Raw genomic sequence first — 25519 nt, forward strand, 5'->3', positions numbered from 1 at the left:
CCACACTTTGCGCCGCGCCCGCCAATCGGATAGAACGCGCACCGACCGTCCCGCCAGCGAGACCGCGACATGACCGACATCTCCCCGCTCGACCAGGCCCGCATCCTGTCCGAAGCGCTGCCGCACATGCAGCAATATGACGAGGAAACCATCGTCATCAAATATGGCGGCCATGCCATGGGCGACGAGGAGACCGCGAAGAACTTCGCCCGCGACATCGTGCTGCTGGAGCAGACCGCGATCAATCCCGTCGTGGTGCATGGCGGCGGACCGCAGATCGCGACCATGCTGAAGCGCCTCGGCATTCAGTCGGAATTCGCGGCCGGGCTGCGCATCACCGATGCCGCGACCATCGAGATCGTCGAGATGGTGCTCGCCGGCTCCGTCAACAAGCAGATCGTCGGCTACATCAACGAGGCCGGCGGCAAGGCCGTCGGGCTGTCGGGCAAGGACGGCAACATGGTGAAGGCGTCGAAGACGACGCGCACCATCGTCGACCCGGGCTCGAACATCGAGAAGGCGATCGATCTCGGTTTCGTCGGCGACCCCGAGAAGGTCGATCTCACGCTGCTCAACCAGCTGATCGGCTACGAGCTGATCCCGGTGCTGGCGCCGCTCGCGACTTCCAAGGACGGCCAGACGCTGAACGTCAATGCCGACACCTTTGCCGGTGCGGTCGCCGGCGCGCTGAAGGCCAAGCGCCTGTTGCTGCTCACCGACGTGCCGGGCGTGCTCGACAAGTCGAAGAAGCTGATCCCGCAATTGTCCGTCAAGGATGCGCGCAAGCTGATCGCCGACGGCACCATTTCCGGCGGCATGATCCCGAAGGTCGAAACCTGCATCTACGCGCTGGAGCAGGGCGTCGAAGGCGTCGTCATCATCGACGGCAAGATGCAGCACGCGGTGCTGCTCGAGCTGTTCACCAACCAGGGCACGGGAACGCTGATCCACAAGTGATGCGGGAGACGCCACGCACGAGAGCCGTCATGCCCGGGCTTGTCCCATCTGCGCGGCCGAAGCCGCTTCGGCGCGGCGAAGGCCCGGGCATCCACGACCTTTCTTCTCGTGGCAAAGACGTGGATGGCCGGGTCAAGCCCGGCCATGACGACGCGAGAGAGCGTCATCCACATCGCTCCCGCCTCACCCGATTCCTGATGACGCTGCCGGCCGCGGCCGTCTCGTTCTTCTTCTCCTCCGCCCCCGCCTTCGCCGACCTCAAGATCTGCAACCGCATGTCCTATGTGGTCGAGGCCGCGATCGGCATCGACGACAAGGCGGCGACCGCGACGCGCGGCTGGTTCAGGATCGATCCCGCCACCTGCCGCGTGGTGGTGCAGGGCACGCTGACCGCCGACCGCATCCTGCTCAACGCGCGCGCGCTCGGCGTCTATGGCGCCTCCCCGATCCCGCAGAGCGGCCGCGACATGCTCTGCGTCGCCCAGGACAATTTCGTCATCGCGGCCGCCCGGCAATGCCGCAGCGGCCAGGCCCAAGCCGCCTTCACGCAAGTGACACCGACGCAAGGGGCGGACGGCCACCTCGTCGCCTACCTCGCCGAGGATTCCGAATATGACGACGAGCAGGCGCGGCTCGCCGGCATCCAGCGCCTGCTGGTGATCGCAGGCTATGACGCTGCGCCGATCGACGGCGTCGACGGACCGAAGACTCAAGCGGCGCTGGCCGCGTTCCTGAAGAGCCGCGGCCTGTCGTCGGACATCGTGGGCTCGCCGAGCTTCTTCAAGACCATGGTCGATGCGGTGCAGACGCCGTCTGCGGCCGGCCTCACCTGGTGCAACGACACGCCGCACAAGGTGATGGCGGCGATCGCGACCGACGACGGCAAGTCCGTGACCAGCCGCGGCTGGTATCGCATCGATCCCAAGACCTGCCTGCACCCCGACGTATCAGGTCAGCCGAAACAGATCTTCAGCTTCGCGGAGGCTGTCGACGCCGACAACCGCACCGTCAAGCTGAAGGACAGGCCGCTGAACTGGGGCGGCGACCGGCAGCTGTGCACGCGCGAGACCAAGTTCGAGACCAATGAGCAGACCGATTGCGGCGCGCGCGGATTTGCGGCAACGGGCTTTGGCGCGGTCGACATGTCGAGCGGCGGCAAGACGCTGCGCTTCGCGGTGCCGTGATGGCTGTCATGACAAGCCCGCAAGCTTCTACAAGCTCCGCTGTCGTCCCCGCGAAGGCGGGGACCCATAACCCCAGGGAGTGGTTGTGGCGCGAAGCTGGCAACCCCGAGTCTTCGCCCAACGCCTCCCTGTGGTTATGGGTCCCGGGCTCGCGCTTCGCGCGCCCCGGGACGACGAGTCGAGAATGTTGATATGAATTCCCCCCGCACCTTCGACCACGTCGACACCTGGGTGTTCGACCTCGACAACACGCTCTATCCGCATCACGTCAATCTGTGGCAGCAGGTCGATGCGCGGATCGGGGAGTTCGTGTGCAACTGGCTGAATGTCGGCCCGGAAGAAGCACGCAACATCCAGAAGGACTACTACCGTCGCTTCGGCACCACCATGCGCGGCATGATGACCCTGCATGGCGTTTCCGCCGACGACTATCTCGCCTACGTCCACAAGATCGACCATTCGCCGCTGGAGCCGAACCCGGCGCTCGGCGAAGCCATCGCAAGATTGTCCGGGCGCAAGCTGATCCTGACCAACGGCTCGGTCGACCATGTCGATGCGGTGCTGGCGCGACTCGGCTTCGCCAGCCATTTCGACGGCGTGTTCGACATCATCGCCGCCGAGTTCGAGCCGAAGCCGGCGGCGCAGACGTATCGGAAATTCCTCTCCGACCATTCGGTCGATCCGACCCGCGCCGCCATGTTCGAGGACCTCGCCCGCAACCTCACCGTCCCGCACGCGCTCGGCATGACCACGGTGCTGGTGGTGCCGGACGGCACGAAAGAGGTGGTGCGCGAGGACTGGGAACTGGAGGGGCGGGACGCCGTCCATGTCGACTACGTCACGGATGATCTGGCGGGGTTCTTGGGCGGACTGTCCCACCCCAAGTAGCCGTCATACCCCGCGAAGGCGGGGTATCCAGTAATCACCGCCATCTCGATTCATCACCACCGCCGCGGCGTACTGGATCACCCGCTTTCGCGGGTGATGACACCGAACCAAGCTTGACTCCGCCCCGCCAAATCCCGAAAAAGCGTCTCAATCCATCAAAATTCCCGTTTCCCAGAGGAAATCCCGATGTCCCTGTCCGCCCTCGAATCCACCATCAACAGCGCCTTCGACGCGCGTGACGGCATTTCGACCTCGACCAAGGGCGAGGTGCGCGAGGCCGTGGATCAGGCGCTGGAGACCTTGGACAAGGGTGAGGCGCGCGTTGCCGAGCGCGGCGCCGACGGCAAATGGAAGGTCAATCAATGGCTGAAGAAGGCGGTGCTGCTCTCGTTCCGCCTCAACGACATGGGCGTCATCAATGGCGGCCCGGGCAAGGCGACCTGGTGGGACAAGGTGCCCTCGAAGTTCGAAGGCTGGGGCGAGAACCGTTTTCGCGATGCCGGCTTCCGCGCAGTGCCCGGCGCCGTGGTGCGGCGCTCGGCCTTCATCGCCAAGAACGTCGTCCTGATGCCGTCCTTCGTCAACCTCGGCGCCTATGTCGATGAGAGCACCATGGTCGACACCTGGGCCACCGTCGGCTCCTGCGCGCAGATCGGCAAGCGCGTGCACATCTCCGGCGGCGCCGGCATCGGCGGCGTGCTCGAGCCGCTGCAGGCCGAGCCCGTGATCATCGAGGACGATTGCTTCATCGGCGCGCGCAGCGAGGTCGCCGAGGGCGTGATCGTGCGCAAGGGCGCGGTGCTGTCGATGGGCGTGTTCCTGGGCGCCTCGACCAAGATCGTCGACCGCGAGACCGGCGAGGTCTTCATGGGCGAAGTCCCCGAATATTCGGTGGTGGTGCCCGGCGCGCTGCCCGGCAAGCCGATGAAGAACGGCCAGATCGGCCCCAGCACCGCCTGCGCCGTCATCGTCAAGCGCGTCGACGAGCGTACGCGCTCCAAGACCAGCATCAACGAGCTGCTGCGGGATTGACGCCAGGCGAATAGCGAGTGGTGAATGGCGAATGGGACCTGTGCCCCGACTCGCCATTCGCCTCCCCGCCATCGAACCCCCCTCCCATCCATCCCGACCAACTCCTGGGCGGCCGTTCCGCCCGGAGCCTTCGCGATGGATTGGACCTGGTACCTCTTCCGCTTCGACGGCCGCATTGGCCGCGCCAAATTCTGGCTCGCCGGGCTGATCATCCTCTGCTGGATGGTCTTCATGGCCGCAATCGCGGTGGCGTTCGGCGCCGGCTCGTTCGCCTTTTCGATCAGCGACATCTTCAAGGTGTTCGACCCAGACACTTATGGCGCGCCGTCGCGCGCCGATCTCCCGCTGATCCTGACCAAGCTGATGGGCACGCCATTGTTCACGTGGGTATTCGCCGCGACCTTCGTCAAGCGTCTCCACGACCGCGGCAAGTCCGCCTGGTGGCTGCTCGCCTACTTCGTGATGCCCGGTCTGTTCAAGCAGTTCGAAGAGCGACTTCCAGACAGTTACTGGATAGCGCCAATCGCGCTGGCCTGCTTCGTCCTACCCCTGGCCGGCTTCGTCGAGACCTGCTTTTTGCGCGGCACCCGGGGGCCCAATCGGTTCGGACCGGATCCGTTGGCCGAGAACGACTCCTTGCCGATGCCGCCTGCGAGACGCTGGGAGCAGCAAGGCGCGCTCGAAATTGTCCCGCCCCATGCTAGCCCACCCGGCGGCATGCATGTTAAGCGGGACGCATGACCGATGCTCTCTCCATTGCCCGCGACCTGATCCGCTGCCCCTCAGTCACCCCCGCCGATGCCGGCGCGCTCGGGGTGCTCGAAAAAGTCCTGAGGGACGCCGGGTTCACCTGCCACCGCGTGACCTTCAGCGAGCCCGGCACGGCCGATGTCGACAATCTCTATGCGCGGATCGGCACTGAAGCTCCGCACATCACCTTTGCCGGCCACACCGACGTGGTACCGCCGGGCGACGAGAGCGCCTGGAGTGTCGGTGCGTTCTCCGGCGAGGTGAAGGACGGCGTCCTGCACGGCCGCGGCGCGGTCGACATGAAGGGCGGCATCGCCTGCTCGGTCGCGGCGGTGCTGGAGCATCTGGCCGCGAACGGCGGCAAAGTGCGCGCCGATGGCAAGGGCTCGATCTCGTTCCTGATCACCGGCGATGAGGAAGACGTCTCCATCAACGGCACCATCAAGCTGCTGAAATGGGCCGCCGCGCGCGGCGAGACGTTCGACCATTGCGTGCTTGGCGAGCCCTCCAATGTCGAGACGCTCGGCGACACCATCAAGGTCGGCCGCCGCGGCTCGCAATCGGGCACGCTTTATGTGGACGGCGTGCAGGGCCATGTCGCCTATCCGCATCGGGCGTCCAACCCGGTGCCGGACATTTCGCGGCTGATCGTGGCGATCTCCGACGAGCCGCTCGACCATGGCAGCGCGCAATTCCAGGCCTCCAATCTCGAATTCGTCTCGGTCGACGTCGGCAACAAGGCCTTCAACGTCATCCCCGGCGAGGCCCGCGCCAGGTTCAACATCCGCTATAACGACAACCACACCCAGGCGAGCTTGCGCGAGTTGGTGGAGACGCGCCTCGCCAAGGCCTGCGGCAACCGCATCAAGGCCCGCATCGTCTGGGAGCCCTCGAACTCCAACGTGTTCGTGACCAAGCCAGGGCCGTTCACCGATCTCGCGGTCGCCGCGATCGAGGAGGTGACGGGGCGCAAGCCGGAGCTGTCGACGTCGGGCGGCACGTCGGATGCGCGCTTCATCTCCAGCTATTGCCCGGTGATCGAGTTCGGACTGGTCGGACAGACCATGCACCAGGTCGACGAGCGCGTGCCGGTTGCCGATCTGGAGAAGCTGACGAAGGTGTATCGCGGGATCTTGGCAAGGTATTTTGGGTGAGGCCCGACTGCGGCCTCACATTCCGCTGTCGTCGCCCAGCTTGACCGGGCGATCCAGTATTTCACAGACAACAGTGATTTAACCGAGAAGCCGCGGCGTACTGGATGCCCCGGTCAAGCCGGGCATGACAGCGCGGGTGTCGCGTGAGCGCGCGCCTCTCGTTTAATAATCCACCTTCATCAGGTACAGCCCCTCCGGCGGCGCGACGATGCCGCAGGCGGCGCGGTTGCGGGCGGCGAGGGCCGCGGAGAGATCGTCGGCGGTCCAGCGGCCCTCGCCGACCCACACCAGCGATCCCACCATCGAGCGGACCTGGCTGTGCAGGAACGAGCGCGCCGAGGTGACGATGGTGATCTCGCGGCCACAGCGCTCGACGTCGAGCTGGTCGAGCGTCTTCTCCGGCGATTTGGCCTGGCACTCGGTATCGCGGAAGGTGGTGAAATCGTGCTTGCCGAGCAGGCGCTGGGCTGCCACGTGCATCGCCTCGGCATCGAGCTTGCGCGGCACGCGCCAGGCGTGGCCGGCATCGAGCGCAAGATTGGCGCGGGTGTTGATGACGCGATAGCGGTAGTGCCGCTTCACCGCCGAGAAGCGCGCCTCGAAGCTGTCGGGCACGATCTCGGCCTCGAGCACCGCGATCGGATGCGGGCGCAGATGCGCGTTGAGCCCGTCGCGAAAACGGCCCGGCGGAAACTGCTTGTCGACGTCGACATGCGCGACTTGGCCGCGCGCATGCACGCCGGCATCGGTGCGGCCGGCGCCATGCACCCGCAGATCCACCCCCGTCATCGCCTTCACGGCCGCTTCCAGCGCGCCCTGCACCGAGGGCAGCGTGTCCTGCACCTGCCAGCCGAAGAACGGCGCGCCGTCATATTCGATGGTGAGCTTGTAGCGGGGCATTTTATCCAGTTTCACTGTCATTGCCCGCGAAGGCGGGCAATCCAGTACTCCGCAGCCTATCCGTTCAGCCGAGAACCTCGGCGTACTGGATACCCCGCCTGCGCGGGGTATGACAGTGTCAGGTGAATTTGGCTCCCGCCTTCAACGGCACGCCGCGCAGGAAGTCCGCGGCCTGCATCCGGCCTTTGCCCTCGCGCTGGAGCTCGACGATGCGGATCGCGCCCGCGCCGCAGGCGATGGTGAGTTGATCGTCGAGCACAGCGCCCGGCTCGCCCGCGCCTTGCGCCAGCTGACAACGCAGGATCTTGATCCGTGCGTTCTCCAGCTCGGCCCAGGCGCCGGGAAACGGCGACAGGCCGTGGATGTGGCGCAGCACCTCGCGCGCCGGCTTGCGCCAGTCGATCCGCGCCTCGGCCTTGTCGATCTTGGCGGCATAGGTGACGCCGTCCTCGCTCTGCTTCCTGAGCTGGAGCCCGCCGCGATCGAGCGCGGCCATCGCCCGCACCATCAGGTCGGCACCGAGACGCGAGAGCCGATCGTGCAGCTCCGCCGCCGTCATGTTGTCCGTGATCGCGAGCCGCTCGGCCATGGCGACGTCGCCGGTATCGAGACCGACATCCATCTTCATCACCATCACGCCGCTCTCGGCATCGCCGGCCATGATCGCGCGGTTGATCGGCGCCGCGCCGCGCCAGCGCGGCAGCAGCGAGGCATGCAGATTGTAGCAGCCGAGTTTCGGCGCATCGAGGATCGCCTGCGGCAGGATCATGCCATAGGCGACAACGACGGCGGCATCCGCCTCGAACGCACGAAATTCATCGAGCGCCTCCTGGGTCTTCAGCGTCTTCGGCGTCAGCACGGGCACGCCGAGCTTTCGCGCGGCTTCCTCGACCGGGGTCGGCTGCAATTGCAGCCCGCGCCGCCCGCCCGGCTTCGGCGCACGGGTGTAGACGGCCACGATCTCGTGGCCATGCGCGACCAGCTCGAGCAGCGTCGGCACGGAGAAATCGGGCGTGCCCATGAAGATCAGGCGGAGGGGCATGTGACGAGACAATCCTCGAACAACGAGCAGGGTACTCGTCATGGCCGGGCTTGTCCCGGCCATCCACGTTCTTCCTGCTCGGAGCGGCAAAGAACGTGGATGCCCGGCACAACGCCGGGCATGACGGCGGAGGACGTGGCCTACTCGCCGGCGCGCTTGGCGGCCTTCTCGAACTTCTTCATGACGCGGTCGCGCTTGAGCTTGGAGAGATAATCGACGAACAGCACGCCGTTGAGATGGTCGATCTCGTGCTGGATGCAGGTGGCATAGAGGCCTTCGGCGTCCTCCTCATGCACCTTGCCGTCGAGATCGGTGAAGCGCACGCGCACCTTTGCCGGGCGCTCGACCTCCTCGTAATATTCGGGGATCGAGAGGCAGCCTTCCTCGTAAGTCGACAGCTCCTCGGAGGCGGCGATGATCTCGGGGTTGATGAAGACGCGCGGCAGCGGCTTGGTCTCGCCGTTCTCGTCGCGCTTGGCGAGGTCCATGGTGATCAGCCGCAGCGGCTGCGCGACCTGGATCGCGGCGAGGCCGATGCCTGGCGCGTCGTACATGGTCTCGAACATGTCGTCGGCAAGCTTGCGGATCTCCGAGGTGACCTTCTCGATCGGCTTGGAGACCAGACGCAGCTGCTTGTCCGGCAGGATGATGATTTCTCTGAGGGCCATGGCCGCGATTTAAGCCCCATGCCCGATGCGGTCAATGCGGCCAGGAACCCCGTTAACCCCTCGCTAACCATAAAACTTCAGGTTTCGTTAACCATAAAAATTAACGGAGCATTCACCATAGATGTTCGCTATTCGTTCGTATGCCCGGGCGAATCGGCTAGAACGGTCGGCATGAACGACATCATTTTCATGCTCGGCGACTGGCCGGTGCGCGTCGTGGACGCGCTGATCGGCTTCGGCGCCCTGGTTCTCATCCTGCTGGTGGTGATTGCGGTCGTGATCGCGCGGTCCGGGCGGCGCGGCGCGGAACTCGCCATGGCGCACGCGATCCGGGCCGACGAGCTCGAGGAGCGCCTGAGCGAGGTGCTGCGGGCCCAGAGCGAATCCTCCGGCCGGGTCGACGCCATGACCCAGGCGCTGGCCGGCCGCCAGGCCGAGATGGCGCGGGCGGTCAACGAGCGGCTGGATTCGGTGACGCATCGTGTCGGCCAGTCCATGGAACATTCGACCCGCAACACCATGGAGAGCCTGCGCGCGCTGCACGAGCGGCTCGGCATCATCGACAGCGCGCACAAGAACCTCACCGACCTCACCACCCAGGTGACCACCTTGCGCGACGTGCTCGCCAACAAGCAGTCGCGCGGCGCCTTCGGTCAGGCGCGGATGGAGGCGATCGTCCAGGACGGGCTTCCCAAAGGCTCTTACGAGTTCCAGTTCACGCTCTCGACCGGAAAACGGCCGGACTGCGTCGTGTTCCTGCCCGACCAGCGCCCGCTCTGCATCGACGCCAAATTTCCGCTGGAGGCGATGACGGCGCTGCACGACGCCCGCACCGACGAGGAGAAGCGCCTCGCCACGCAGCGGCTGCGCGGCGATGTGATGAAGCATGTCAGCGACATCGCCGAAAAATATCTCGTCGCCGGCGAGACTCAGGAGATGGCGCTGATGTTCGTGCCGTCGGAATCGGTCTACGCCGAAATCCATGACGGTTTCGACGACGTGATCCAGAAAGCCTATCGCGCCCGCGTCGTGCTGGTCTCGCCCTCGCTTCTGATGCTCGCGATCCAGGTGATGCAGCAGATCATGAAGGATGCGCGCATGCGCGATGCCGCCGACCAGATCCGCACCGAGGTGATCAAGCTCGGCGACGATCTCGGCCGGCTGCGCGACCGCGTGCTGAAGCTGCAGAAGCATTTCGCCGACGTCAACGAGGACGTCCGCCAGGTGCTGATCTCCGCCGACAAGATCGAGAAGCGCGCGGGACGCATCGAGGAGCTCGATTTCAGCAAGAGCGACGCCCCAGAGGGACCGCGGCTGGTGGCGACGGCCGCAGGCGAGCTGTTTCCGCGCAAGCTCCAGGCGGGGGAGTGAGTCTGAGGACACACCGTCATGCCCCGCGCAGGCGGGGCATCCAGTACGCCGCAGCAGCAGTGATGAGCCGAAGCGCTGGTGACTACTGGATCGTCCGCCTTCGCGGACGATGACAGCAGAATGGGAGGCGACAGATGGGCACACGCCACTATTATGTGTACATTCTCGCCAGCAAAATCGGCGGCACTCTGTACATTGGCGTGACGAACGACCTCATTCGCCGGGTGGCAGAGCACAAGTCAAAGGTGATCGAGAGCTTTACAGAGAAGTATGACGTTGCAAGGTTGGTTTATTTCGAGCAGTTCGATGACCCAGAGAATGCGATCAAGCCCGAAAAGCGGTTGAAGAAGTGGAACAGGGCATGGAAGGTTCGACTGATCGAGCAGCATAACCCGAACTGGGATGATCTGTATCCCGGGATAGCCGGGCCACCATGATGCTGTCATGCCCCGCGAAGGCGGGGCATCCAGTACGCCGTGACAGTCATTGTTGAGCCGAGGTGCTGGTGATTACTGGATCGTCCGCCTTCGCGGACGATGACACCGAGGGTGTTGAGGCTTCTCTCGCCTCGCCGCGAGTCTTTTCCCCCAGAATCTGCTAACACCACCCCATGACCGCACCCGACGCGACTTCGCCCGCTGACGCTCCTGCAACCTCCTGGCGCGACAGCCTTGCCGTTTACCTGCAGCCGCGGGTGCTGATCGTGCTGTTTCTCGGCTTCTCCTCGGGGTTGCCGCTGGCGCTGTCGGGCTCGACGCTGCTGGTGTGGATGGCCGAAGCCGGGGTCGATCTCGGAACGATCGGGCTCTTTGCACTGGTTGGAACGCCGTACACGCTCAAGTTCCTGTGGGCGCCTCTGGTCGATGCCCTGCATGTCCCGTTCTTCACGCGCAGCTTTGGCCGCCGGCGTGGATGGCTGGTGTTCTCGCAATTGCTGCTGATCTGCGCGATCCTGCTGCTGGCGCTGACCGATCCGGCGCGCTCGCCGCTGTTCGTCGCGCTTGGGGCGCTCCTGGTCGCGACGATGTCCGCGACGCAGGACATCGTGGTCGATGCCTTCCGCGTCGAGAGCCTGCCCGAAAGCGAGCAGGCCGCCGGGATGGCGGCCTATGTCGCCGCCTATCGCATCGGCATGCTGATATCGACCGCGGGCGCCTTGTTCATCGTCACCGGCTTCGAGGCGATCGTCCCTCGTGGCGCCGCCTGGATGTGGGGCTATGTGGTGATGGCGGCGCTGGTGCTGATCGGCACGGCGACGGCCCTGGCCGCCACCGAGCCCGCACAATCCGGGCGCGCCGAAGCCGCCACGCGGGACGAGGACGCGCTCACGCGGGTATTTCATGCGGCGCTGGGCGCGTTCTCGGAATTCCTGCGACGCAAGGAAGCATGGGTCGTGCTCGCCTTCGTCGTGCTGTTCAAGTTCACCGACGCGTTTTCCGGCAACATGACCGTGCCGTTCGTGATCGACATCGGCTTTACGCGGAACGACTATGCCGTGATCGTCAAGGGCGTCGGCATCGTGGCGACCCTGGCCGGCGGCTTTGCCGGCGGCTTCGTGGCCCGGCGCTATTCGCTGGCCACGAGCCTGTGGATCGGCGGCATCGTCCAGGCGATGTCCAACCTGTCATTCTCGTGGCTGGCGCTGGTCGGCGTCAACGAATGGGCGCTGACCCTCGCCATCACCTCCGACAATTTCTGCAACGCCATCGGCACCGTGATCTTCGTCGCCTATCTGTCGGCGCTGTGCCAGAACCCGCTGCATACTGCGACCCAGTATGCGCTGCTGACGGCGCTCGCCGCCGTGGGACGCACCTATTTGTCATCGGGTGCGGGCTACCTGGCGAAGGCGACGGGCTGGCCGATGTTCTTCGCGATCTCCGTCCTCGTCGCCATTCCGAGCCTGATGCTGCTGGCGTACTTGCAGAAGCGTGGGCATTTCGAATCGTTGGAGCAGGTGCGGGTGTAGGCACCCCTGTCATGCCCCGCGAAGGCGGGGCATCCAGTATTCCAGAGACAGCAGGGATGAGTCGAGACGCCGCGGCGTACTGGGTCGCCCGGTCAAGCCGGGCGACGACACCGAAATTGCGAAAGCTAAGTCGCCCCCTACTGCTTCTTGATGATGCTCCACTTCGTGATCACGGCTTCGCTCATCTGGCCGGCATCGCTGGCGCAGGCGATCTCGTCGACCTTGACCGAGATTTCCTTGCCAACGAAGGATTTCAGCTGCGTGGCCTGCGCGTCGCTGGAGGTGACGAGCTGGAAGGTCTCGGGGCCGGTCTCGAGATTGCACAGCCCGTTCGGCGCCGGCAGGCGACGCGGCTCGGAGGTGATCTGATACATCGGAACCCGCTTGCCGTTCTTGCCGTCGCGCACCTTCATGGCGTTCAGCTCGCCCGACAGCACGTCGCCATTGTTGATCGGCTTGCCGGGCTTCGACGGCGGCGGGGCCTCGTCACCCGGCTGCGCGGAGATGGCCGGGGTCACCAGCATCGCCATCGTCGCGACCAAAGCCAATCGTGTGGCGAAAAGTTTCGTCATGTCGTCCGTTCCGTGATCTGTGAATGGCTAGAACAGGGTGCGCTGCCGCATCGCTGCCGATAGCGTACCTTCGTCGAGATAATCAAGCTCGCCGCCGACGGGAACTCCATGGGCGAGCCGCGTCACCTTCACATTGGCGTCCTGAAGCAGGTCGGTGATGTAGTGCGCCGTGGTCTGACCGTCGACCGTCGCATTCAGCGCCAGGATGATCTCGTGCACCTGCGAATCATGGGCGCGCGCGACCAGCGCGTCGATGGTCAGATCCTGCGGGCCGACGCCGTCGAGCGGCGACAATGTCGCGCCCAGCACATGATAGCGCCCTTGAGTCGCATTGGCCCGCTCCAGCGCCCAAAGATCAGCGACGTCGGCGACGACGACGATGATGGCGGGATCGCGCTTCGGATCGGTGCAGACGGTGCAGGGATTTTGCGTGTCGATGTTGCCGCAGGTCTTGCAGACCTGGACCTTGTCCAGCGCCACCTGCATGGCCGAGGCCAGCGGCATCATCAACGCTTCGCGCTTCTTGATCAGATGCAGCGCCGCGCGCCGCGCCGAGCGCGGACCGAGGCCCGGCAGCCGTGCAAGCAGCTGGACCAGCCGCTCGATCTCAGGACCTGCAACAGCGCCCATATTATTGGCCGAACAACCCCGGCGGCAGGCCGAGCCCGCCGGTGAGAGCCTGCATCTTCTCCTGCATCGCGGTCTCCGCCTTGCGGCGCGCATCGCCCATGGCAGTGACGAGCAAGTCTTCCAGCACTTCGCGCTCTTCCGGCTTCATCAGCGAGGGATCGATCTTGACAGCCTTGACGTCCATCTTCGCGGTCATGCGCACGGCGACGAGGCCGCCGCCGGAGATGCCCTCGACTTCCACGTTGGCGAGCTGCTCCTGCATCTCCTGCATCTTGGATTGCAGCTGCGCCGCCTGCTTCATCATGCCGAGAAAATCAGCCATCGGTGTCTGTCCTTGAAAAGCTCGGCTCAGAGATCGTCGCCGTCGGAACCGTCGGGCGGATCGTCACTGCCGTAGTCGGTGTTTATATCGGATTCCGGCGTCTCGGGGGCAAGCCTGCGGACCTCGACGACCTTGGCGCCGGGGAAACGCGACAGCACCTCCTGCACGCGCGGATCGGCCTCGGCGGTACGCGCATGCTGCTGCTTGGCGGCCTGGTTCACCGAGCGCAGCGTCGGCTGGCCCGGCTCGTTGGAGACGACGATGGTCCAGCGCCGGCCGGTCCACAGCTCGAATTTCTTCGCAAGCTCCGAGATCATGGTCTTGGAGGCATTCGGCTCGAGCGCGACTTCGAGCCGGCCCTCCTCGAAACGGACGAGGCGCATATCGCCTTCGAGCGCGCCCTTGGTGATGAGATCGCGCTTCTGCCCGGCCAGGGCAACGAGCTGGGTGAAGCTCGTGATGCGCAGTTGCGGCGCCGCCGCTTGCGGATCCGGTGCCGGCGCCGCCATCTGCGGCCGCGCTCCACCGCCCCCGAACGAAGGCGGCGACGAGGTCGGCATGCGAACCGGCGCCGCGGGCGCGGCCGGCGCGCTGCTGCGCGCCGCACTGCCGCCGCTCACGACCGGCGAGCCGCCGCCGTTCTGCTCCAGCATCCTGATGGCTTCATCCGGCGTCGGCAGGTCGGCGACATAGGCGATGCGCACCAGCACCATCTCTGCGGCCGCCGCCGGCCGCGTCGCGGCCTGCACCTCGGTGATGCCCTTGAGCAGCATCTGCCACATCCGCGACAGCACGCGCATCGAGATCTTGGAGGCGAAATCCTTGGCGCGCACGCGCTCGGTCTCGCCGTAAGCGACGTTGTCGGCGGTCGCCGGCACGATCTTCACGCGGGTGACGAAATTGACGAATTCGGCGAGATCGGAGAGCACGACGATCGGATCGGCGCCGACGTCGTACTGGTCGCGGAACTCCTTGAAGGCAGCCGCGATGTCGCCGCGCGCCAGCTGCTCGAACAGGTCGATGACGCGGGTGCGGTCGGCGAGCCCCAGCATCTGCCTGACCGCATCGGCCTTCACGGTGCCTGCCGCATGCGCGATCGCCTGATCCAGCAGCGACAGCGAATCGCGCACCGAGCCTTCGGCGGCGCGGGCGATGATGCCGAGCGCCTCCGGCTCGATCTCGACGTTTTCCTTCGCGGCGATGTTGGCGAGGTGCTTCATCAGCACATCGGCGTCGACGCGGCGCAGGTCGAAACGCTGGCAGCGCGACAGCACGGTGACCGGAACCTTGCGGATCTCCGTCGTCGCAAACACGAATTTGGCGTGCTCTGGCGGCTCTTCCAGCGTCTTCAGGAAGGCGTTGAACGCCGCCGTCGACAGCATGTGGACTTCGTCGATGATGTAGACCTTGTAGCGGGCGCTGGCGGGGGCATAGCGCACGCTGTCATTGATCTGGCGGACGTCGTCGACGCCGGTATGCGAGGCCGCGTCCATCTCCAGCACGTCCATGTGCCGGCTTTCCATGATCGCCTGGCAATGCACGCCCAGCGTCGGCATGTGGATGGTCGGGCCCTTCACAGAGCCATCCGGCATCTCGTAGTTGAGTGCGCGGGCCAGGATGCGCGCGGTGGTGGTCTTGCCGACACCGCGGACGCCGGTGAGGATCCAGGCCTGCGGAATCCGCCCGGTCTCGAACGCATTGGAGACGGTGCGGACCACGGCCTCCTGGCCGATTAGATCGTCGAATGAGGACGGACGGTATTTGCGCGCCAGCACCCGGTAAGGCGCGTTGCCGGCCGCACCGGCGCTATCGGGATTGGAAGGGGCGCCAGCGTCGGTCATCGGTCGATCCGCAATGATATGTCTCTTGGCCGGCTTTTGCGGAAAGGAGCGCGCTGGCGGCTGCTGCCGCCGGCGCTGGTTCGCTCGAAAAACAGGTAGGAGACTGACGAGCGACCCGATCCGGACCTCGTTAGGGCTGCTTCCTTCCGGACCTGACCCGGTTGGCGAGTGGCTCGTCCACCGCCAATCTCCCGGTCCCTATTTGGGGCCAAAGGGAGCGGAAAGCAAGCGGGGTCTACGGCTGTTCCGGCGGCCGTTCGGGGACTATCAGGCCCGAATCGCACCGTTCCGCCCTCGAACGGCCCGCCCTTCCGGTCCGGCGCATAAGGACCACGGCGCATACGCATGTTGTCTGGGGGCGTGGTCTCTGCGACGGTAAGAATCAATCCAGAGAAGCCTTCATGCCCGAACCCGCCTGGTCGCTGCATTCCCGCTTGAAAGAGGACACCATCGACATCGGCGATTTGCCGCTGTCCAAGGTGCTGGTCATCAAGGACGCGCATTATCCCTGGCTGCTGCTGGTGCCGCGGCGGCCAGATGCGGTCGAGATTATCGACCTCGACGAGGTGCAGCAGGCGCAGCTGATGACGGAAATCTCCCGCGTCTCGCGCGCGCTGAAGGAGATTACCAAATGCGACAAGCTCAATATCGCGGCGCTCGGCAATCTGGTGCCGCAGCTGCACGTTCACATCATCGCGCGCCGCACCAGTGACGCCGCCTGGCCGCGGCCGGTCTGGGGCGTGATGCCGCCATTGGCGCACGACGCCGCAGAGGTTCAGAATTTCATCAGTGTGCTTCGCCGCAAGATCTGGTTGGGTTGAAAGATCGATAATGTCAGCATTCGACGCATTTCCGCTGGGGCAGCCGGCCTTCGTCACCAACATCCTCGACCGCGCCGCGCATCTGCGCCGCGACGAGGAGAAGCTGTTCGCGATGGAGCAGAAGCCGTCCTCGCGCGCCTATGTCGTCTACCGCGACTCGCTGCTGGTGAGACGCGAGGGCGACAAGGTCCGCGCACTGCTTTCGATCGACGAGGCGCTGAAATGCGGCGCCAATCCCGGCACGATCTTCCTTGGGCTTCGCGACGACGCCGCGATGTTCGGCATGGGCCTGTCGCAGGCCGCCGCCGAGAAGCTGGTGGGACGCGAGGACTACACGTTGACCGAGCTGCGCGGCATGGCGATGCAGGGCGCGATCCCGCCCGGCGAGCTCTCGGCGATCGCGATGGCGAAGTCGATGGTGAGCTGGCACCAGCGACACGGCTATTGCGCCAATTGCGGCGCGCGCAGCGCGATGAAGGAAGGCGGCTGGAAGCGCGACTGTCCGGCTTGCAAGGCCGAGCATTTTCCGCGCACCGACCCGGTCGTGATCATGCTGGTGGCGTCCGGCGACAAGTGCCTGCTCGGCCGCCAGAAGCAGTTTCCGCCCGGCATGTATTCATGTCTCGCCGGCTTCGTCGAGGCCGCCGAGACCATCGAGGACGCAGTGCGCCGCGAGATCCTGGAAGAATCCGGCATTCGCTGCACCGACGTGCAATATTACATGACCCAGCCCTGGCCCTATCCGTCGTCGCTGATGATCGGTTGCAGCGCGCGGGCCGTGAGCGAGGACATCGTGGTCGATCGCATGGAGCTGGAGGACGCGCGCTGGTTCACGCGCGAGGAGGCCGCCTTGATGCTGACGCGGACGCATCCGGACGGACTCGCCGGCCCGCATCCTTTCGCCATCGCCCACCACCTGCTCGGCCGCTGGGTCCACGACAAGAGCTGACCGCCGATGGCGCAACTTAAGGCCGCGCCGCGCATCCTCTGCATCGGCATTCCCGTGCGCGACCTCACCTTTCGGGTCGCGGCCGTGCCCGCGCGCGGCAGCAAGGCCAACGCCACGCATCTCGCCGAGATCTGCGGCGGCAATGCGCTCAATGCCGCCATCGCGATCACGCGACTCGGCGGCCGCGTCGCCTTTGCAGGACCGATGGGTGACGTTCGCGAGACATCGAGCAGCTTCATCCTCGCGCAGATGGCGCAGGAGGGCATCGACACCACGCACATCGTGCGCATGCCCGATGTGACCACGCCGGTCTCCGCGATCATGATCGAGCCTTCGGGCGAGCGGACGCTCACGATCTATCGCGATCCCCGTCTATGGACCGTGAAGCTGCCTGACGCCGAGAAATTGCTCGCCGATTGCCGGGCCCTGCTGGTCGAAAGCCGCTGCGCCGCGTTCGCGATCTCCCTCTGCGCCGAGGCACGCCGGCGCGGCATTCCCGTCGTCGTCGGCGTCGACCGCGTGATGTCGTTGCAAGACGGCCTGCTCACGGCGGCATCGCATCTGCTGTTCGCCAGCGAGCAGGTGCAGGAGACCGCCGGCATTGCCGACGACGGCGGGGCCTTGAGGCGCCTGGCCGCCCTGACGCCCGCTTTCCTCGCCGCGACCCGCGGTCCGGATGGCACGATCTGGCTGAACGAGGCAGCCGCGCTCGAGGAGACGCCGGCCTTCGCGGTCCAGGCGGTCGATACGCTTGGCGCCGGCGACGTCTTCCATGGCGCCTTCACGCTAGGCTTGGCCGAGGGTGAGGGCGTGCGGGAGGCGCTGCGATTCGCCGCGGCTGCCGCAGCGCTGAAATGCACCCGCCACGGCGGCGGCCTGGCCGCCCCGCAACGTATTGAAGTTGAAGAGCTTTTGCGCCGCGCCCGAATGCTGGGGCCCGGAGGGGCGTCGCGATAATGGGCTTGCTCTAGAAATATTTTCTCTATATCAGGGAAATGTACCCCTGAAATGGAACAAAGTTCTTCAAATGACCGATGTTGCCGTCCAGATTCCCGAGACCAGCCGCCGCCTCGACGCCATCGACCGCAAGATCCTGATGGTGCTCCAGGAGGATGCCTCGCTGTCCGTCGCCGAGATCGGCGACCGCGTCGGCCTGTCCTCGACCCCCTGCTGGAAGCGCATCCAGCGGCTGGAGGCCGACGGCGTGATCATCAAGCGTGTCGCCCTCGTCGACCAGAACAAGATCGGCCTCGGCATCTCCGTGTTCGTGTCGGTCGAAAGCTCCGATCATTCCGACGCCTGGCTGAAAAAATTCGCCGAAGCCGTCAGCGCCATGCCCGAGGTGATGGAGTTCTATCGCATGGCCGGCGACGTCGACTACATGCTGCGCGTCGTGGTCGCGGACATGCAGGCCTATGACGTGTTCTACAAGAAGCTGATCAGCGCGGTGCCGCTGAAGAACGTCACCTCGCGCTTCGCGATGGAGAAGATCAAGTCCGTCACCGCATTGCCGATTCCCGCGGTGGTGGCGGCTTAGGTTGCCATCCAACGTCAAGGGCATTTGGCAACGCGTCTTTATCGCCTCTCAGCATGCTTCTCGGTATCTTGGTAAGCAAGCATTAACCGGGAATTAGTGGCACACACCTAGCCTTGCGGCATGGAGGGGAGAGCAGCGATTCCGTCGCGGCGGTGGCCTGCCTGGGCGAATTCGGCAGCGTTGCTGATCGCAGGGTGGACTGCGCTTGCAATCCTCACCTTACAGGTTCGTCCGGGCGCGACAATCGTCGCAGTTGCGTTTCCGCCTTGGTGGAGCACGCAACAGGTGTTTCAGGCCGCGGGATCGGCGCAAGCAGGGATCGTCAGGGCAACTGCCCTCCCCACTCTTCTCGTCGTCCGCCCGGATGACCATGACGGACTGAGCCGCCTGCACGAGGCCGGCGCCTGGTTCGTGATGGACGCGCAAGCGGTTTCAGCATGCTTTGGCAGATAGCCCCGGGGAAGACGAAATGATTGTCGAGAATGATGGATTGGAATCACTGCGCCAGACCACCAGCAAGGTCCTTGCCGCAGTGCTCTGGCTGCACGTGCCGATCAGCGTGATCATCGGCCTCGTGCTCGGCAAGGCCTGGCTCCTCCCCGCAATCTTCATGACGATCTTCGCACTCGCGGCGACGCTGTCCTGGCGCATGTCGGGCAACGGCCTCTCCACGCGGCTCGTGTTCGCCGTCGCGCTGATGAGTGACGTGTCGACGTTCACCTGGCAGCTCGAGGGGCATCCCTGGCAGATCGACATGCACATGTACTTCTTCGCGGCTCTGGCCTGCATCGTGGCCTATTGCGACTACAGACCGATTGTCGCCGCGACAATTGCGGTCGCTCTGCATCACATCGCGCTGAACTTTCTGCTGCCCGCGGCGATCTATCCCGGCGGCTCAGACTTCGGGCGCGTCGTGCTGCATGCCGTGATCCTGCTGATCGAAGCCGGCGTGTTGATCGCGCTCGCGCTCAAACTCCAGGAGCTGTTCGAGACCACGGCCGTGAAGACGGCCGAGGCTCGAACCGCGATGGCTGCGGAAGCGCGGGCCAACAGCGAGCGCCACGAGATCGAGCAGCGCGCCAAGGAGGAACGTGAGGCAGCCAAGCAGCGGCTCGCCAGCAATTTCGAGCGCAGCATCGGCGGCATCGTACAGGCGGTGGCGATCGCCGCCGGCGAAGTGCAGCAATTGTCATCGGCGATGAGCAACAACAGCGCGGATACCGCGCGCCAGACCGCCGCCGCGGCCTCGGCATCGAACCAGGCCTCTCGAAATGTCGAGACTGTGGCGGCTGCCACCGAAGAGCTCACTGCGTCGGTGAGCAGCATAACGCAGCAAGTTTCCCGCTCCGCAGAGATCGCGGCTAAGGCCGCGAGCGAAGCGCGCCGGACCAACGAGGTGGTCGAGGGCCTCGCCAGCGGCACCCAGAAGATCGGCGAAGTCGTCACGCTGATTCAGACCATCGCCAGCCAGACCAATCTGTTGGCGCTGAATGCCACCATCGAAGCGGCCCGTGCCGGCGAACACGGCAAGGGTTTTGCTGTCGTCGCGAGTGAAGTAAAGGCGCTGGCAAACCAGACCGCGAAGGCGACCGAGGAGATCTCGGCGCAAGTCCAGAGCATCCAGAGCGCAACCAGCGACGCGGTCAACGCGATCCAGGCGATCGGCGCAACTATCGCGGAGATCGATCAGATCTCCGGCCAGATCTCCTCCGCGGTCGACCAGCAGGGCCTGGCGACGCGCGAGATCGCGGGGAGCCTGCAGCAAGCTGCCACCGGCACGCGCGAGGTGAACAACAATATCGTCGGAGTCAGCAAGGCGTCCGAGCAGGCAGGCCAGGCCGCCTCGAAGATGCACCAGGCTGCCGCCGGACTGTCATCACAATCCGAGCGCCTCAAGGCCGAGGTCGACGGCTTCCTCGGCTCGCTGCGGACGGCATGAGGCGGGCTGCGGCAAACACCGCAGCGCCAGCCTCCGCTCAAATCTTCTGGTTGTACTCGCCGACCTCGGGATGCGTGCGCAGCACGCTGTTCACCATCTCGAACATGTCGTGCATGCGCTGCTCGGAGACCGGGCTCTCCACCACCACGACGAGCTCGGGCTTGTTGGAGGAGGCGCGCACCAGGCCCCAGCTGCCGTCCTCGACCGTAACGCGCACGCCATTGACGGTGACGAGATCGCGGATCGACTGGCCGCCGATCTTCGCGCCCTTGGCCTGCAGGCCCTCGAAGTGCTTCACCACCTTGTCGATCACGCCGTATTTGGTCTCGTCGGCGCAATGCGGCGACATCGTCGGCGACGACCAGGTCTTCGGCAGCGCGTTCTTCAAATCGGCCATCGACTTGCCGGGCGCGCGGTCGAGCATGTCGCAGATCGCGAGCGCCGAGACCAGGCCGTCGTCATAACCGCGGCCATAGGGCTTGTTGAAGAAGAAATGGCCGGACTTCTCGAAGCCCGCGAGCGCGCCGGTCTCGTTGGTGCGCCGCTTCATGTAGGAATGGCCGGTCTTCCAATAGGCGACCTTTGCGCCCTGCTTCTGCAGCACCGGATCGGTGACGAACAGGCCGGTCGACTTCACGTCGACGACGAACTGCGCGTCCTTGTGAATCGCCGACATGTCGCGCGCCAGCATCACGCCGACCTTGTCGGCGAAGATCTCCTCACCGGTATTGTCGACGACGCCGCAGCGGTCGCCGTCGCCGTCGAAGCCGAGGCCGACGTCGGCCTTGTGGTGCAGCACCGCATCGCGGATCGCGTGCAGCATTTCCATGTCTTCCGGATTCGGATTGTATTTCGGGAAGGTGTGATCGAGCTCGGTGTCGAGCGGGATCACCTCGCAGCCGATCGCCTCCAGCACCTGCGGCGCGAAGGCGCCGGCGGTGCCGTTGCCGCAGGCCGCGACCACCTTCAGCCTGCGCGTCAGCTTCGGACGAGAGGTGAGATCGGCGATATAGCGCGCCGGGTAGTTCTCGTGGAATTGGTAGGAGCCACCCGCCTTGTTCTTGAATTCGGCATTGAGCACGATCTCCTTCAGCCGCGTCATCTCGTTGGGACCGAAGGTGAGCGGACGGTTGGCGCCCATCTTCACGCCGGTCCAGCCGTTATCGTTGTGCGAGGCCGTGACCATGGCGACAGCGGGCACGTCGAGATCGAACTGCGCGAAATAGGCCATCGGCGTCACCGCAAGACCGATGTCGTGCACCTTGCAGCCCGCCGCCATCAGGCCGGAGATCAGCGCATATTTGATCGAGGCCGAATAGCCGCGGAAATCGTGGCCGGTGACGATCTCCTGCTTGACGCCGAGCTCGGCGATCAGCGCGCCCAGCCCCATGCCGAGCGCCTGCACACCCATCAGGTTGATCTCCTTCTGAAACAACCAGCGCGCATCGTATTCGCGAAACCCCGTCGGCTTCACCATCGGCTCGGATTCGAAGGCGTAGGTGTTGGGCAACAATACGGATTTCGGCTTCGGGAACATTGAGACGGTCTCGTGAATGGGCAGGGAATGAGGCAGCCTTAGCGAATGCCAGGCCACAGCGGAAGGCGGGAATGCAGGCTTATGGCCGATAATTGCGGCAGTTTGGTAACGAAGAAACGTTACCGCCGGGGCGGTCGAGACAAAGAAATGTCTTTGAAATGAACTGCGGCTGATTGCAACAGCTCTGCCTATTGCTCCAGCACCATCTGGCCGTTGGCATATTCGAACCGCTTCAGGCGGGACAGGAAGGAGAGGCCGAGCAGGTTCTCCGACAGCGCCGCGTCGGGCAGCACCATGGCGTCGACGTCGCGCACGATGAGACCGCCGACGTCGAGCATGGCGATGCGGGCGCGGGCGGCCTTGATGGTGCCGTTGGCGGTAGAGACGGTGGCGTTGTACTCGCTGCGCGAGGGACGCAGGCCAAAGCGTGCCGCCGAGGTCTCATTGAGCGCGACCACGGATGCGCCGGTATCGATCATGAAGCCGATGCGCTGGCCGTCGATCCGGCCCTCGGTCTGGAAATGACCGCGGCCGTCGCGGGAAATGGCGAGGCTGCGGCCGCCGGTCGGCGCGGTCGACGCAACCGCGACCGTCGTGCGCGGCGCTGAGGTGGCGGAAGCCGAGCTCATCTTGTCCGCCATCTGCGCCATGAAGGTGCCGAGGCCGATCATGACGGCCGCGATGATCATAATGTTACGCATCACACCACTTCCGAGCCGAAAGCCCGATTTCACCACGCAGCACGCCCGACCGCGAGCGGAGCCGCCGTTGGAGCGCCGCTATTTTGACGAAAAGGATGAGCGGACGGTTAATGCGATGGTGTCACGGCGACCCCAGGTCCTCATCCTGAGGAGCCGCGAAGCGGCGTCTCGAAGGATGGCCGCACGCGAGATCCGGGCCTGCATGGTTCGAGACGCGCGTTCCGCGCTCCTCACCATGAGGGTCGACCACATCACGTCCCGCGCGGCTTCGCCCGCCGGGTCGGCAGTGCATTGGCCGGGTCGTCGGGCCAGGGGTGGCGCGGGTAGCGGCCGCGCAGGTCGGAGCGCACCGCGCTGTAGCTGCCGCGCCAGAAGCCTGGGAGATCACGCGTCACCTGCACCGGGCGCTGTGCCGGCGACAGCAGCTCCAGCACCAGCGGCACCTTGCCGGCCGCGATCGAGGGATGGGTGTTGAGGCCGAACAATTCCTGCAGCCGCACCGCGATGGTCGGCCCCTGCTCGGCTTCGTAGTCGATCGCGAGCACGCTCCCGGTAGGCGCCTCGAAATGCGTCGGCGCCTCGCGGTCGAGCCGCGCCCGCATCTCCCAGGGCAGCAGCGCCATCAGCGCGTCCGAGAGGTCGCCCGGCGAAATGTCCTTGAGCGCGATCTTGTCGTAGAGCGCCGGCACCAGCCAGTCGTCGCGCCGGGCGATCAGCCCGGCGTCGGACAGATCCGGCCAACTGTCGCCCTCGGCCTTGCGCAGGAACATGACACGGTCGCGCCACTGCTTGGCGGCTTTCGACCACGGCAGCCGGTCGAGCCCCGCGGCGATCAACCCATCGGCAAGAATGCGGGCGGTGTCCTCGGATGGTGATACGGCAAGGGTCGCTTCCGACAGCGTGATCGCGTGCAGCACGCGCTTGCGCCGCGCCCGCAGCGCCATCGCGCCGCGGTCGAACGAGATCTCGTCGGCGGTCTCGATGTGCTCGGCAAAATGCCGCTCGATCTCGCCCTCGGTGATCTGCGCGGCCAGCAGGATCCGCCCGCTCGCCGCCGTGCCCGTCATCTCGCCGATCGCGATATAGGGCGCGCGCGCGAGCGAGGAGGTCTGCTCGACGGACGCGCCGCGGCCGTTCGCCAGCACGAAGCTGCCATTGCCCCGGTTGCGCGCAACGCGGTCCGGGAAGGCATAGGCCAGCATCAAACCGGTCGAGAGCTCCTCCGGCGGCCCGGCCTTCTCGGAAGCCGCCACCTGCGAGGCCCAGCGCCGCGCGAGGTCGCGCGCGCTTGACGCGCGCGGCGAGCGATCGCGGCGGAACTGGTCGCGGCGATGCTCGAGATCGACGCTGTCGCCGCCAAGGCCGCGCTCGGTGATGATGGCCGCGATCTCGGCGGCGGCCTCGCCTTCGCCCGCACGGTGCGAATCCACGATCATCCGCGCCAGCCGCGGCGGCAGCGCCAGCGCGCGCAGGCTTTTTCCCTCCGCGGTGATGCGGCCATCGTCATCGAGCGCGTTGAGCTCGGTTAGCAGGCTCTTCGCTTCTTTCCACGCCGGCCCCGGCGGCGGATCGAGAAACGACAGCGCGGCAGGGTTGCTGACGCCCCATTGCGCGAGATCGAGCACCAGCGAGGACAGATCCGCGCTGAGGATTTCCGGCTGGGTGTAGGGCGCAAGCGAAGCCGTCTGCGGCTCGTCCCAGAGCCGGTAGCAGACACCGGGCTCGGTACGGCCGGCGCGACCGCGGCGCTGGTCCACCGCCGCGCGCGAGGCGCGCACGGTCTCGAGCCGCGTCAGGCCGATGTCAGGCTCGTAGCGCGGCACGCGGGCGAGCCCGGAATCGACCACGATGCGCACGCCCTCGATCGTCAGCGAGGTCTCCGCGATCGAGGTCGCCAGCACCACCTTGCGCGTGCCCTTGGGCGCCGGCGCGATGGCACGATCCTGCACGGCGGCGTCGAGCGCGCCGAACAGCGGCACGATCTCGATCGAGGCGTCCTGCACGCGCTCGCCGAGGAAATTCTGGGTGCGGCGGATTTCGGCGGCGCCCGGCAGGAAAGCCAGCACCGAGCCGCTGTCGGCGCGCAGCGCGGATGCGATCGCGTCCGCCATTTGCCGCTCGATCGGCGCATCCGCCTTGCGGCCGAGATAGCGCGTCTCGACCGGAAAGGCGCGGCCCTCGCTCTCGACGATGGGCGCATCGCCCAGAAGCTTGGCCACGCGCGCACCGTCGAGCGTTGCCGACATCACGAGGATGCGCAAGTCTTCGCGCAGACCGGTTTGCGCATCGCGCGCCAGCGCGAGGCCCATGTCGGCGTCGAGCGAACGCTCATGGAATTCGTCGAACAGGATGGCGGCGACGCCGGACAATTCAGGGTCGTCGAGGATCTGGCGGGTGAAGATGCCTTCGGTCACCACCTCGATGCGCGTGGCGCGCGAGATCTTCGAGCCGAAGCGGACGCGGTAGCCAACCGTCTCCCCGGCGCGCTCGCCCAGCGACTTGGCCATGCGGTCGGCGCTGGCGCGCGCCGCGATACGGCGCGGCTCCAGCACGATGATCTTCTTGCCCCTGGCCCAGGGCGCATCGAGCAAGGCCAGCGGCACGCGCGTGGTCTTGCCGGCCCCGGGCGGCGCCACCAGCACGGCGGCATTGTTAGCCTCCAGCGTGCGGGAGAGCTCGTCGAGCACGGCATCGATCGGCAGGGGCGTGTCAAAACTGCGGGGCAAGGCATCATCCCGTCGTCATGCCCGGGCAAAAG

General features: G+C 65.7%; 24 protein-coding genes and 1 other RNA gene. 14 read left to right on the plus strand and 11 right to left on the minus strand.

The features are described from left to right. Positions 1–69 precede the first annotated feature (69 nt). From argB to dapE, 6 genes are all read left to right on the plus strand, one after another. Entirely contained in the window at positions 70–957 is an 888-nt protein-coding gene (gene argB / locus DCM79_RS02600) for an acetylglutamate kinase (RefSeq protein ID WP_028138885.1), read from the plus strand. A gap of 197 nt (positions 958–1154) precedes the next feature. Then, positions 1155–2141 (plus strand): DUF1036 domain-containing protein, encoded by a 987-nt coding sequence (locus tag DCM79_RS02605; RefSeq protein WP_257178505.1) that lies wholly within the window; start codon positions 1155–1157, stop codon positions 2139–2141. A gap of 192 nt (positions 2142–2333) precedes the next feature. Then, positions 2334–3029, plus strand: coding sequence for a pyrimidine 5'-nucleotidase (locus tag DCM79_RS02610; protein ID WP_257178506.1), 696 nt, complete (start codon positions 2334–2336; stop codon positions 3027–3029). A 186-nt stretch (positions 3030–3215) separates the two neighbouring features. Further along, positions 3216–4061, plus strand: a complete 846-nt coding sequence (dapD, locus tag DCM79_RS02615) for a 2,3,4,5-tetrahydropyridine-2,6-dicarboxylate N-succinyltransferase (protein ID WP_257178507.1) — start codon at positions 3216–3218, stop codon at positions 4059–4061. 24 nt (positions 4062–4085) lie between these two features. Next, complete coding sequence (locus DCM79_RS02620) at positions 4086–4802, plus strand: DUF805 domain-containing protein (RefSeq protein WP_257178508.1); 717 nt, start codon at positions 4086–4088, stop codon at positions 4800–4802. Further along, entirely contained in the window at positions 4799–5965 is a 1167-nt protein-coding gene (gene dapE / locus DCM79_RS02625) for a succinyl-diaminopimelate desuccinylase (protein ID WP_257178509.1), read from the plus strand. Before DCM79_RS02620 ends, dapE begins: the two co-directional genes overlap by 4 nt. Before the next feature lie 162 nt (positions 5966–6127). Here the strand turns inward: dapE and truA are convergent, their stop codons facing one another. From truA to def, 3 genes are all read right to left on the minus strand, one after another. Next, entirely contained in the window at positions 6128–6865 is a 738-nt protein-coding gene (truA, locus tag DCM79_RS02630; protein WP_257180934.1) for a tRNA pseudouridine(38-40) synthase TruA, read from the minus strand. Between the two features lie 118 nt (positions 6866–6983). Next, positions 6984–7907 carry a methionyl-tRNA formyltransferase gene (gene fmt / locus DCM79_RS02635; protein ID WP_257178510.1) on the minus strand — a complete coding sequence of 308 codons (924 nt, stop codon included), beginning with the start codon at positions 7905–7907 and terminating at the stop codon, positions 6984–6986. 140 nt (positions 7908–8047) lie between these two features. Continuing rightward, on the minus strand, positions 8048–8575 hold the full coding sequence (gene def / locus DCM79_RS02640) for a peptide deformylase (protein WP_257178511.1): 528 nt from the start codon (positions 8573–8575) through the stop codon (positions 8048–8050). A 171-nt stretch (positions 8576–8746) separates the two neighbouring features. Here def and DCM79_RS02645 point away from each other — a divergent pair, with 171 nt between their 5' ends. The 3 genes from DCM79_RS02645 to DCM79_RS02655 all read left to right on the plus strand — a co-directional run bounded on the left by DCM79_RS02645 (position 8747) and on the right by DCM79_RS02655 (position 11912). Then, positions 8747–9946 (plus strand): DNA recombination protein RmuC, encoded by a 1200-nt coding sequence (locus tag DCM79_RS02645; RefSeq protein WP_257178512.1) that lies wholly within the window; start codon positions 8747–8749, stop codon positions 9944–9946. 134 nt (positions 9947–10080) lie between these two features. Next, positions 10081–10383, plus strand: coding sequence for a GIY-YIG nuclease family protein (locus tag DCM79_RS02650; RefSeq protein ID WP_257178513.1), 303 nt, complete (start codon positions 10081–10083; stop codon positions 10381–10383). A 173-nt stretch (positions 10384–10556) separates the two neighbouring features. After that, positions 10557–11912: an MFS transporter gene (locus DCM79_RS02655; RefSeq protein ID WP_257178514.1), complete on the plus strand. Its 1356-nt coding sequence runs from the start codon at positions 10557–10559 to the stop codon at positions 11910–11912. 137 nt (positions 11913–12049) lie between these two features. On the opposite strand, the gene DCM79_RS02660 is transcribed toward DCM79_RS02655, so the two are convergent. The 5 genes from DCM79_RS02660 to ffs all read right to left on the minus strand — a co-directional run bounded on the left by DCM79_RS02660 (position 12050) and on the right by ffs (position 15469). Beyond that, positions 12050–12484: a hypothetical protein gene (locus DCM79_RS02660; RefSeq protein ID WP_028138897.1), complete on the minus strand. Its 435-nt coding sequence runs from the start codon at positions 12482–12484 to the stop codon at positions 12050–12052. Between the two features lie 27 nt (positions 12485–12511). Next, a complete protein-coding gene (gene recR / locus DCM79_RS02665) occupies positions 12512–13114 on the minus strand; it encodes a recombination mediator RecR (protein ID WP_028138898.1) in 603 nt (200 codons plus the stop codon). Position 13115: 1 nt separating this feature from the next. Then, a complete protein-coding gene (locus DCM79_RS02670) occupies positions 13116–13436 on the minus strand; it encodes a YbaB/EbfC family nucleoid-associated protein (RefSeq protein ID WP_212084247.1) in 321 nt (106 codons plus the stop codon). Between the two features lie 26 nt (positions 13437–13462). Further along, positions 13463–15277, minus strand: coding sequence for a DNA polymerase III subunit gamma/tau (locus DCM79_RS02675; protein ID WP_257178515.1), 1815 nt, complete (start codon positions 15275–15277; stop codon positions 13463–13465). 95 nt (positions 15278–15372) lie between these two features. Next, positions 15373–15469, minus strand: an RNA gene (gene ffs / locus DCM79_RS02680) — signal recognition particle sRNA small type. Between the two features lie 209 nt (positions 15470–15678). Here ffs and DCM79_RS02685 point away from each other — a divergent pair. From DCM79_RS02685 to DCM79_RS02710, 5 genes are all read left to right on the plus strand, one after another. Continuing rightward, positions 15679–16098, plus strand: coding sequence for an HIT domain-containing protein (locus DCM79_RS02685; protein ID WP_257178516.1), 420 nt, complete (start codon positions 15679–15681; stop codon positions 16096–16098). 10 nt (positions 16099–16108) lie between these two features. After that, positions 16109–17047, plus strand: a complete 939-nt coding sequence (gene nudC, locus DCM79_RS02690) for an NAD(+) diphosphatase (protein ID WP_257178517.1) — start codon at positions 16109–16111, stop codon at positions 17045–17047. Positions 17048–17053: 6 nt separating this feature from the next. Beyond that, positions 17054–18004 (plus strand): sugar kinase, encoded by a 951-nt coding sequence (locus DCM79_RS02695; protein ID WP_257178518.1) that lies wholly within the window; start codon positions 17054–17056, stop codon positions 18002–18004. Between the two features lie 70 nt (positions 18005–18074). After that, positions 18075–18584, plus strand: a complete 510-nt coding sequence (locus DCM79_RS02700; RefSeq protein WP_126260215.1) for an Lrp/AsnC family transcriptional regulator — start codon at positions 18075–18077, stop codon at positions 18582–18584. A 469-nt stretch (positions 18585–19053) separates the two neighbouring features. After that, positions 19054–20523 (plus strand): methyl-accepting chemotaxis protein, encoded by a 1470-nt coding sequence (locus DCM79_RS02710; protein ID WP_257178520.1) that lies wholly within the window; start codon positions 19054–19056, stop codon positions 20521–20523. Between the two features lie 37 nt (positions 20524–20560). On the opposite strand, the gene DCM79_RS02715 is transcribed toward DCM79_RS02710, so the two are convergent. The 3 genes from DCM79_RS02715 to hrpB form a co-directional block, all read right to left on the minus strand. Next, positions 20561–22060 (minus strand): phosphomannomutase/phosphoglucomutase, encoded by a 1500-nt coding sequence (locus DCM79_RS02715; protein ID WP_257178521.1) that lies wholly within the window; start codon positions 22058–22060, stop codon positions 20561–20563. A gap of 188 nt (positions 22061–22248) precedes the next feature. Then, positions 22249–22761 (minus strand): TIGR02281 family clan AA aspartic protease, encoded by a 513-nt coding sequence (locus DCM79_RS02720; protein WP_257178522.1) that lies wholly within the window; start codon positions 22759–22761, stop codon positions 22249–22251. 251 nt (positions 22762–23012) lie between these two features. Then, complete coding sequence (gene hrpB, locus DCM79_RS02725; RefSeq protein ID WP_257178523.1) at positions 23013–25487, minus strand: ATP-dependent helicase HrpB; 2475 nt, start codon at positions 25485–25487, stop codon at positions 23013–23015. Positions 25488–25519: the final 32 nt, after the last annotated feature.

The organism is Bradyrhizobium sp. WBOS07 (assembly GCF_024585165.1).
In the GTDB taxonomy this organism is placed as follows: Bacteria; Pseudomonadota; Alphaproteobacteria; order Rhizobiales; family Xanthobacteraceae; genus Bradyrhizobium; species Bradyrhizobium japonicum_B.

Excerpts from the sequence above, each read along its gene's own strand:
- DCM79_RS02605 (WP_257178505.1), top strand. The coding sequence starts at position 1,155 with ATGACGCTGCCGGCCGCGGCCGTCTCGTTCTTCTTCTCCTCCGCCCCC.
- DCM79_RS02700 (WP_126260215.1), top strand. The coding sequence starts at position 18,075 with ATGACCGATGTTGCCGTCCAGATTCCCGAGACCAGCCGCCGCCTCGAC.
- DCM79_RS02695 (WP_257178518.1), top strand. The coding sequence starts at position 17,054 with ATGGCGCAACTTAAGGCCGCGCCGCGCATCCTCTGCATCGGCATTCCC.
- dapE (WP_257178509.1), top strand. The coding sequence starts at position 4,799 with ATGACCGATGCTCTCTCCATTGCCCGCGACCTGATCCGCTGCCCCTCA.
- DCM79_RS02645 (WP_257178512.1), top strand. The coding sequence starts at position 8,747 with ATGAACGACATCATTTTCATGCTCGGCGACTGGCCGGTGCGCGTCGTG.
- dapD (WP_257178507.1), top strand. The coding sequence starts at position 3,216 with ATGTCCCTGTCCGCCCTCGAATCCACCATCAACAGCGCCTTCGACGCG.
- DCM79_RS02660 (WP_028138897.1), bottom strand. The coding sequence starts at position 12,484 with ATGACGAAACTTTTCGCCACACGATTGGCTTTGGTCGCGACGATGGCG.
- DCM79_RS02710 (WP_257178520.1), top strand. The coding sequence starts at position 19,054 with ATGATTGTCGAGAATGATGGATTGGAATCACTGCGCCAGACCACCAGC.
- def (WP_257178511.1), bottom strand. The coding sequence starts at position 8,575 with ATGGCCCTCAGAGAAATCATCATCCTGCCGGACAAGCAGCTGCGTCTG.
- DCM79_RS02655 (WP_257178514.1), top strand. The coding sequence starts at position 10,557 with ATGACCGCACCCGACGCGACTTCGCCCGCTGACGCTCCTGCAACCTCC.
- nudC (WP_257178517.1), top strand. The coding sequence starts at position 16,109 with ATGTCAGCATTCGACGCATTTCCGCTGGGGCAGCCGGCCTTCGTCACC.
- DCM79_RS02685 (WP_257178516.1), top strand. The coding sequence starts at position 15,679 with ATGCCCGAACCCGCCTGGTCGCTGCATTCCCGCTTGAAAGAGGACACC.
- DCM79_RS02670 (WP_212084247.1), bottom strand. The coding sequence starts at position 13,436 with ATGGCTGATTTTCTCGGCATGATGAAGCAGGCGGCGCAGCTGCAATCC.
- fmt (WP_257178510.1), bottom strand. The coding sequence starts at position 7,907 with ATGCCCCTCCGCCTGATCTTCATGGGCACGCCCGATTTCTCCGTGCCG.
- truA (WP_257180934.1), bottom strand. The coding sequence starts at position 6,865 with ATGCCCCGCTACAAGCTCACCATCGAATATGACGGCGCGCCGTTCTTC.
- argB (WP_028138885.1), top strand. The coding sequence starts at position 70 with ATGACCGACATCTCCCCGCTCGACCAGGCCCGCATCCTGTCCGAAGCG.
- DCM79_RS02720 (WP_257178522.1), bottom strand. The coding sequence starts at position 22,761 with ATGCGTAACATTATGATCATCGCGGCCGTCATGATCGGCCTCGGCACC.
- DCM79_RS02650 (WP_257178513.1), top strand. The coding sequence starts at position 10,081 with ATGGGCACACGCCACTATTATGTGTACATTCTCGCCAGCAAAATCGGC.
- DCM79_RS02675 (WP_257178515.1), bottom strand. The coding sequence starts at position 15,277 with ATGACCGACGCTGGCGCCCCTTCCAATCCCGATAGCGCCGGTGCGGCC.
- DCM79_RS02610 (WP_257178506.1), top strand. The coding sequence starts at position 2,334 with ATGAATTCCCCCCGCACCTTCGACCACGTCGACACCTGGGTGTTCGAC.
- recR (WP_028138898.1), bottom strand. The coding sequence starts at position 13,114 with ATGGGCGCTGTTGCAGGTCCTGAGATCGAGCGGCTGGTCCAGCTGCTT.
- DCM79_RS02620 (WP_257178508.1), top strand. The coding sequence starts at position 4,086 with ATGGCGAATGGGACCTGTGCCCCGACTCGCCATTCGCCTCCCCGCCAT.
- DCM79_RS02715 (WP_257178521.1), bottom strand. The coding sequence starts at position 22,060 with ATGTTCCCGAAGCCGAAATCCGTATTGTTGCCCAACACCTACGCCTTC.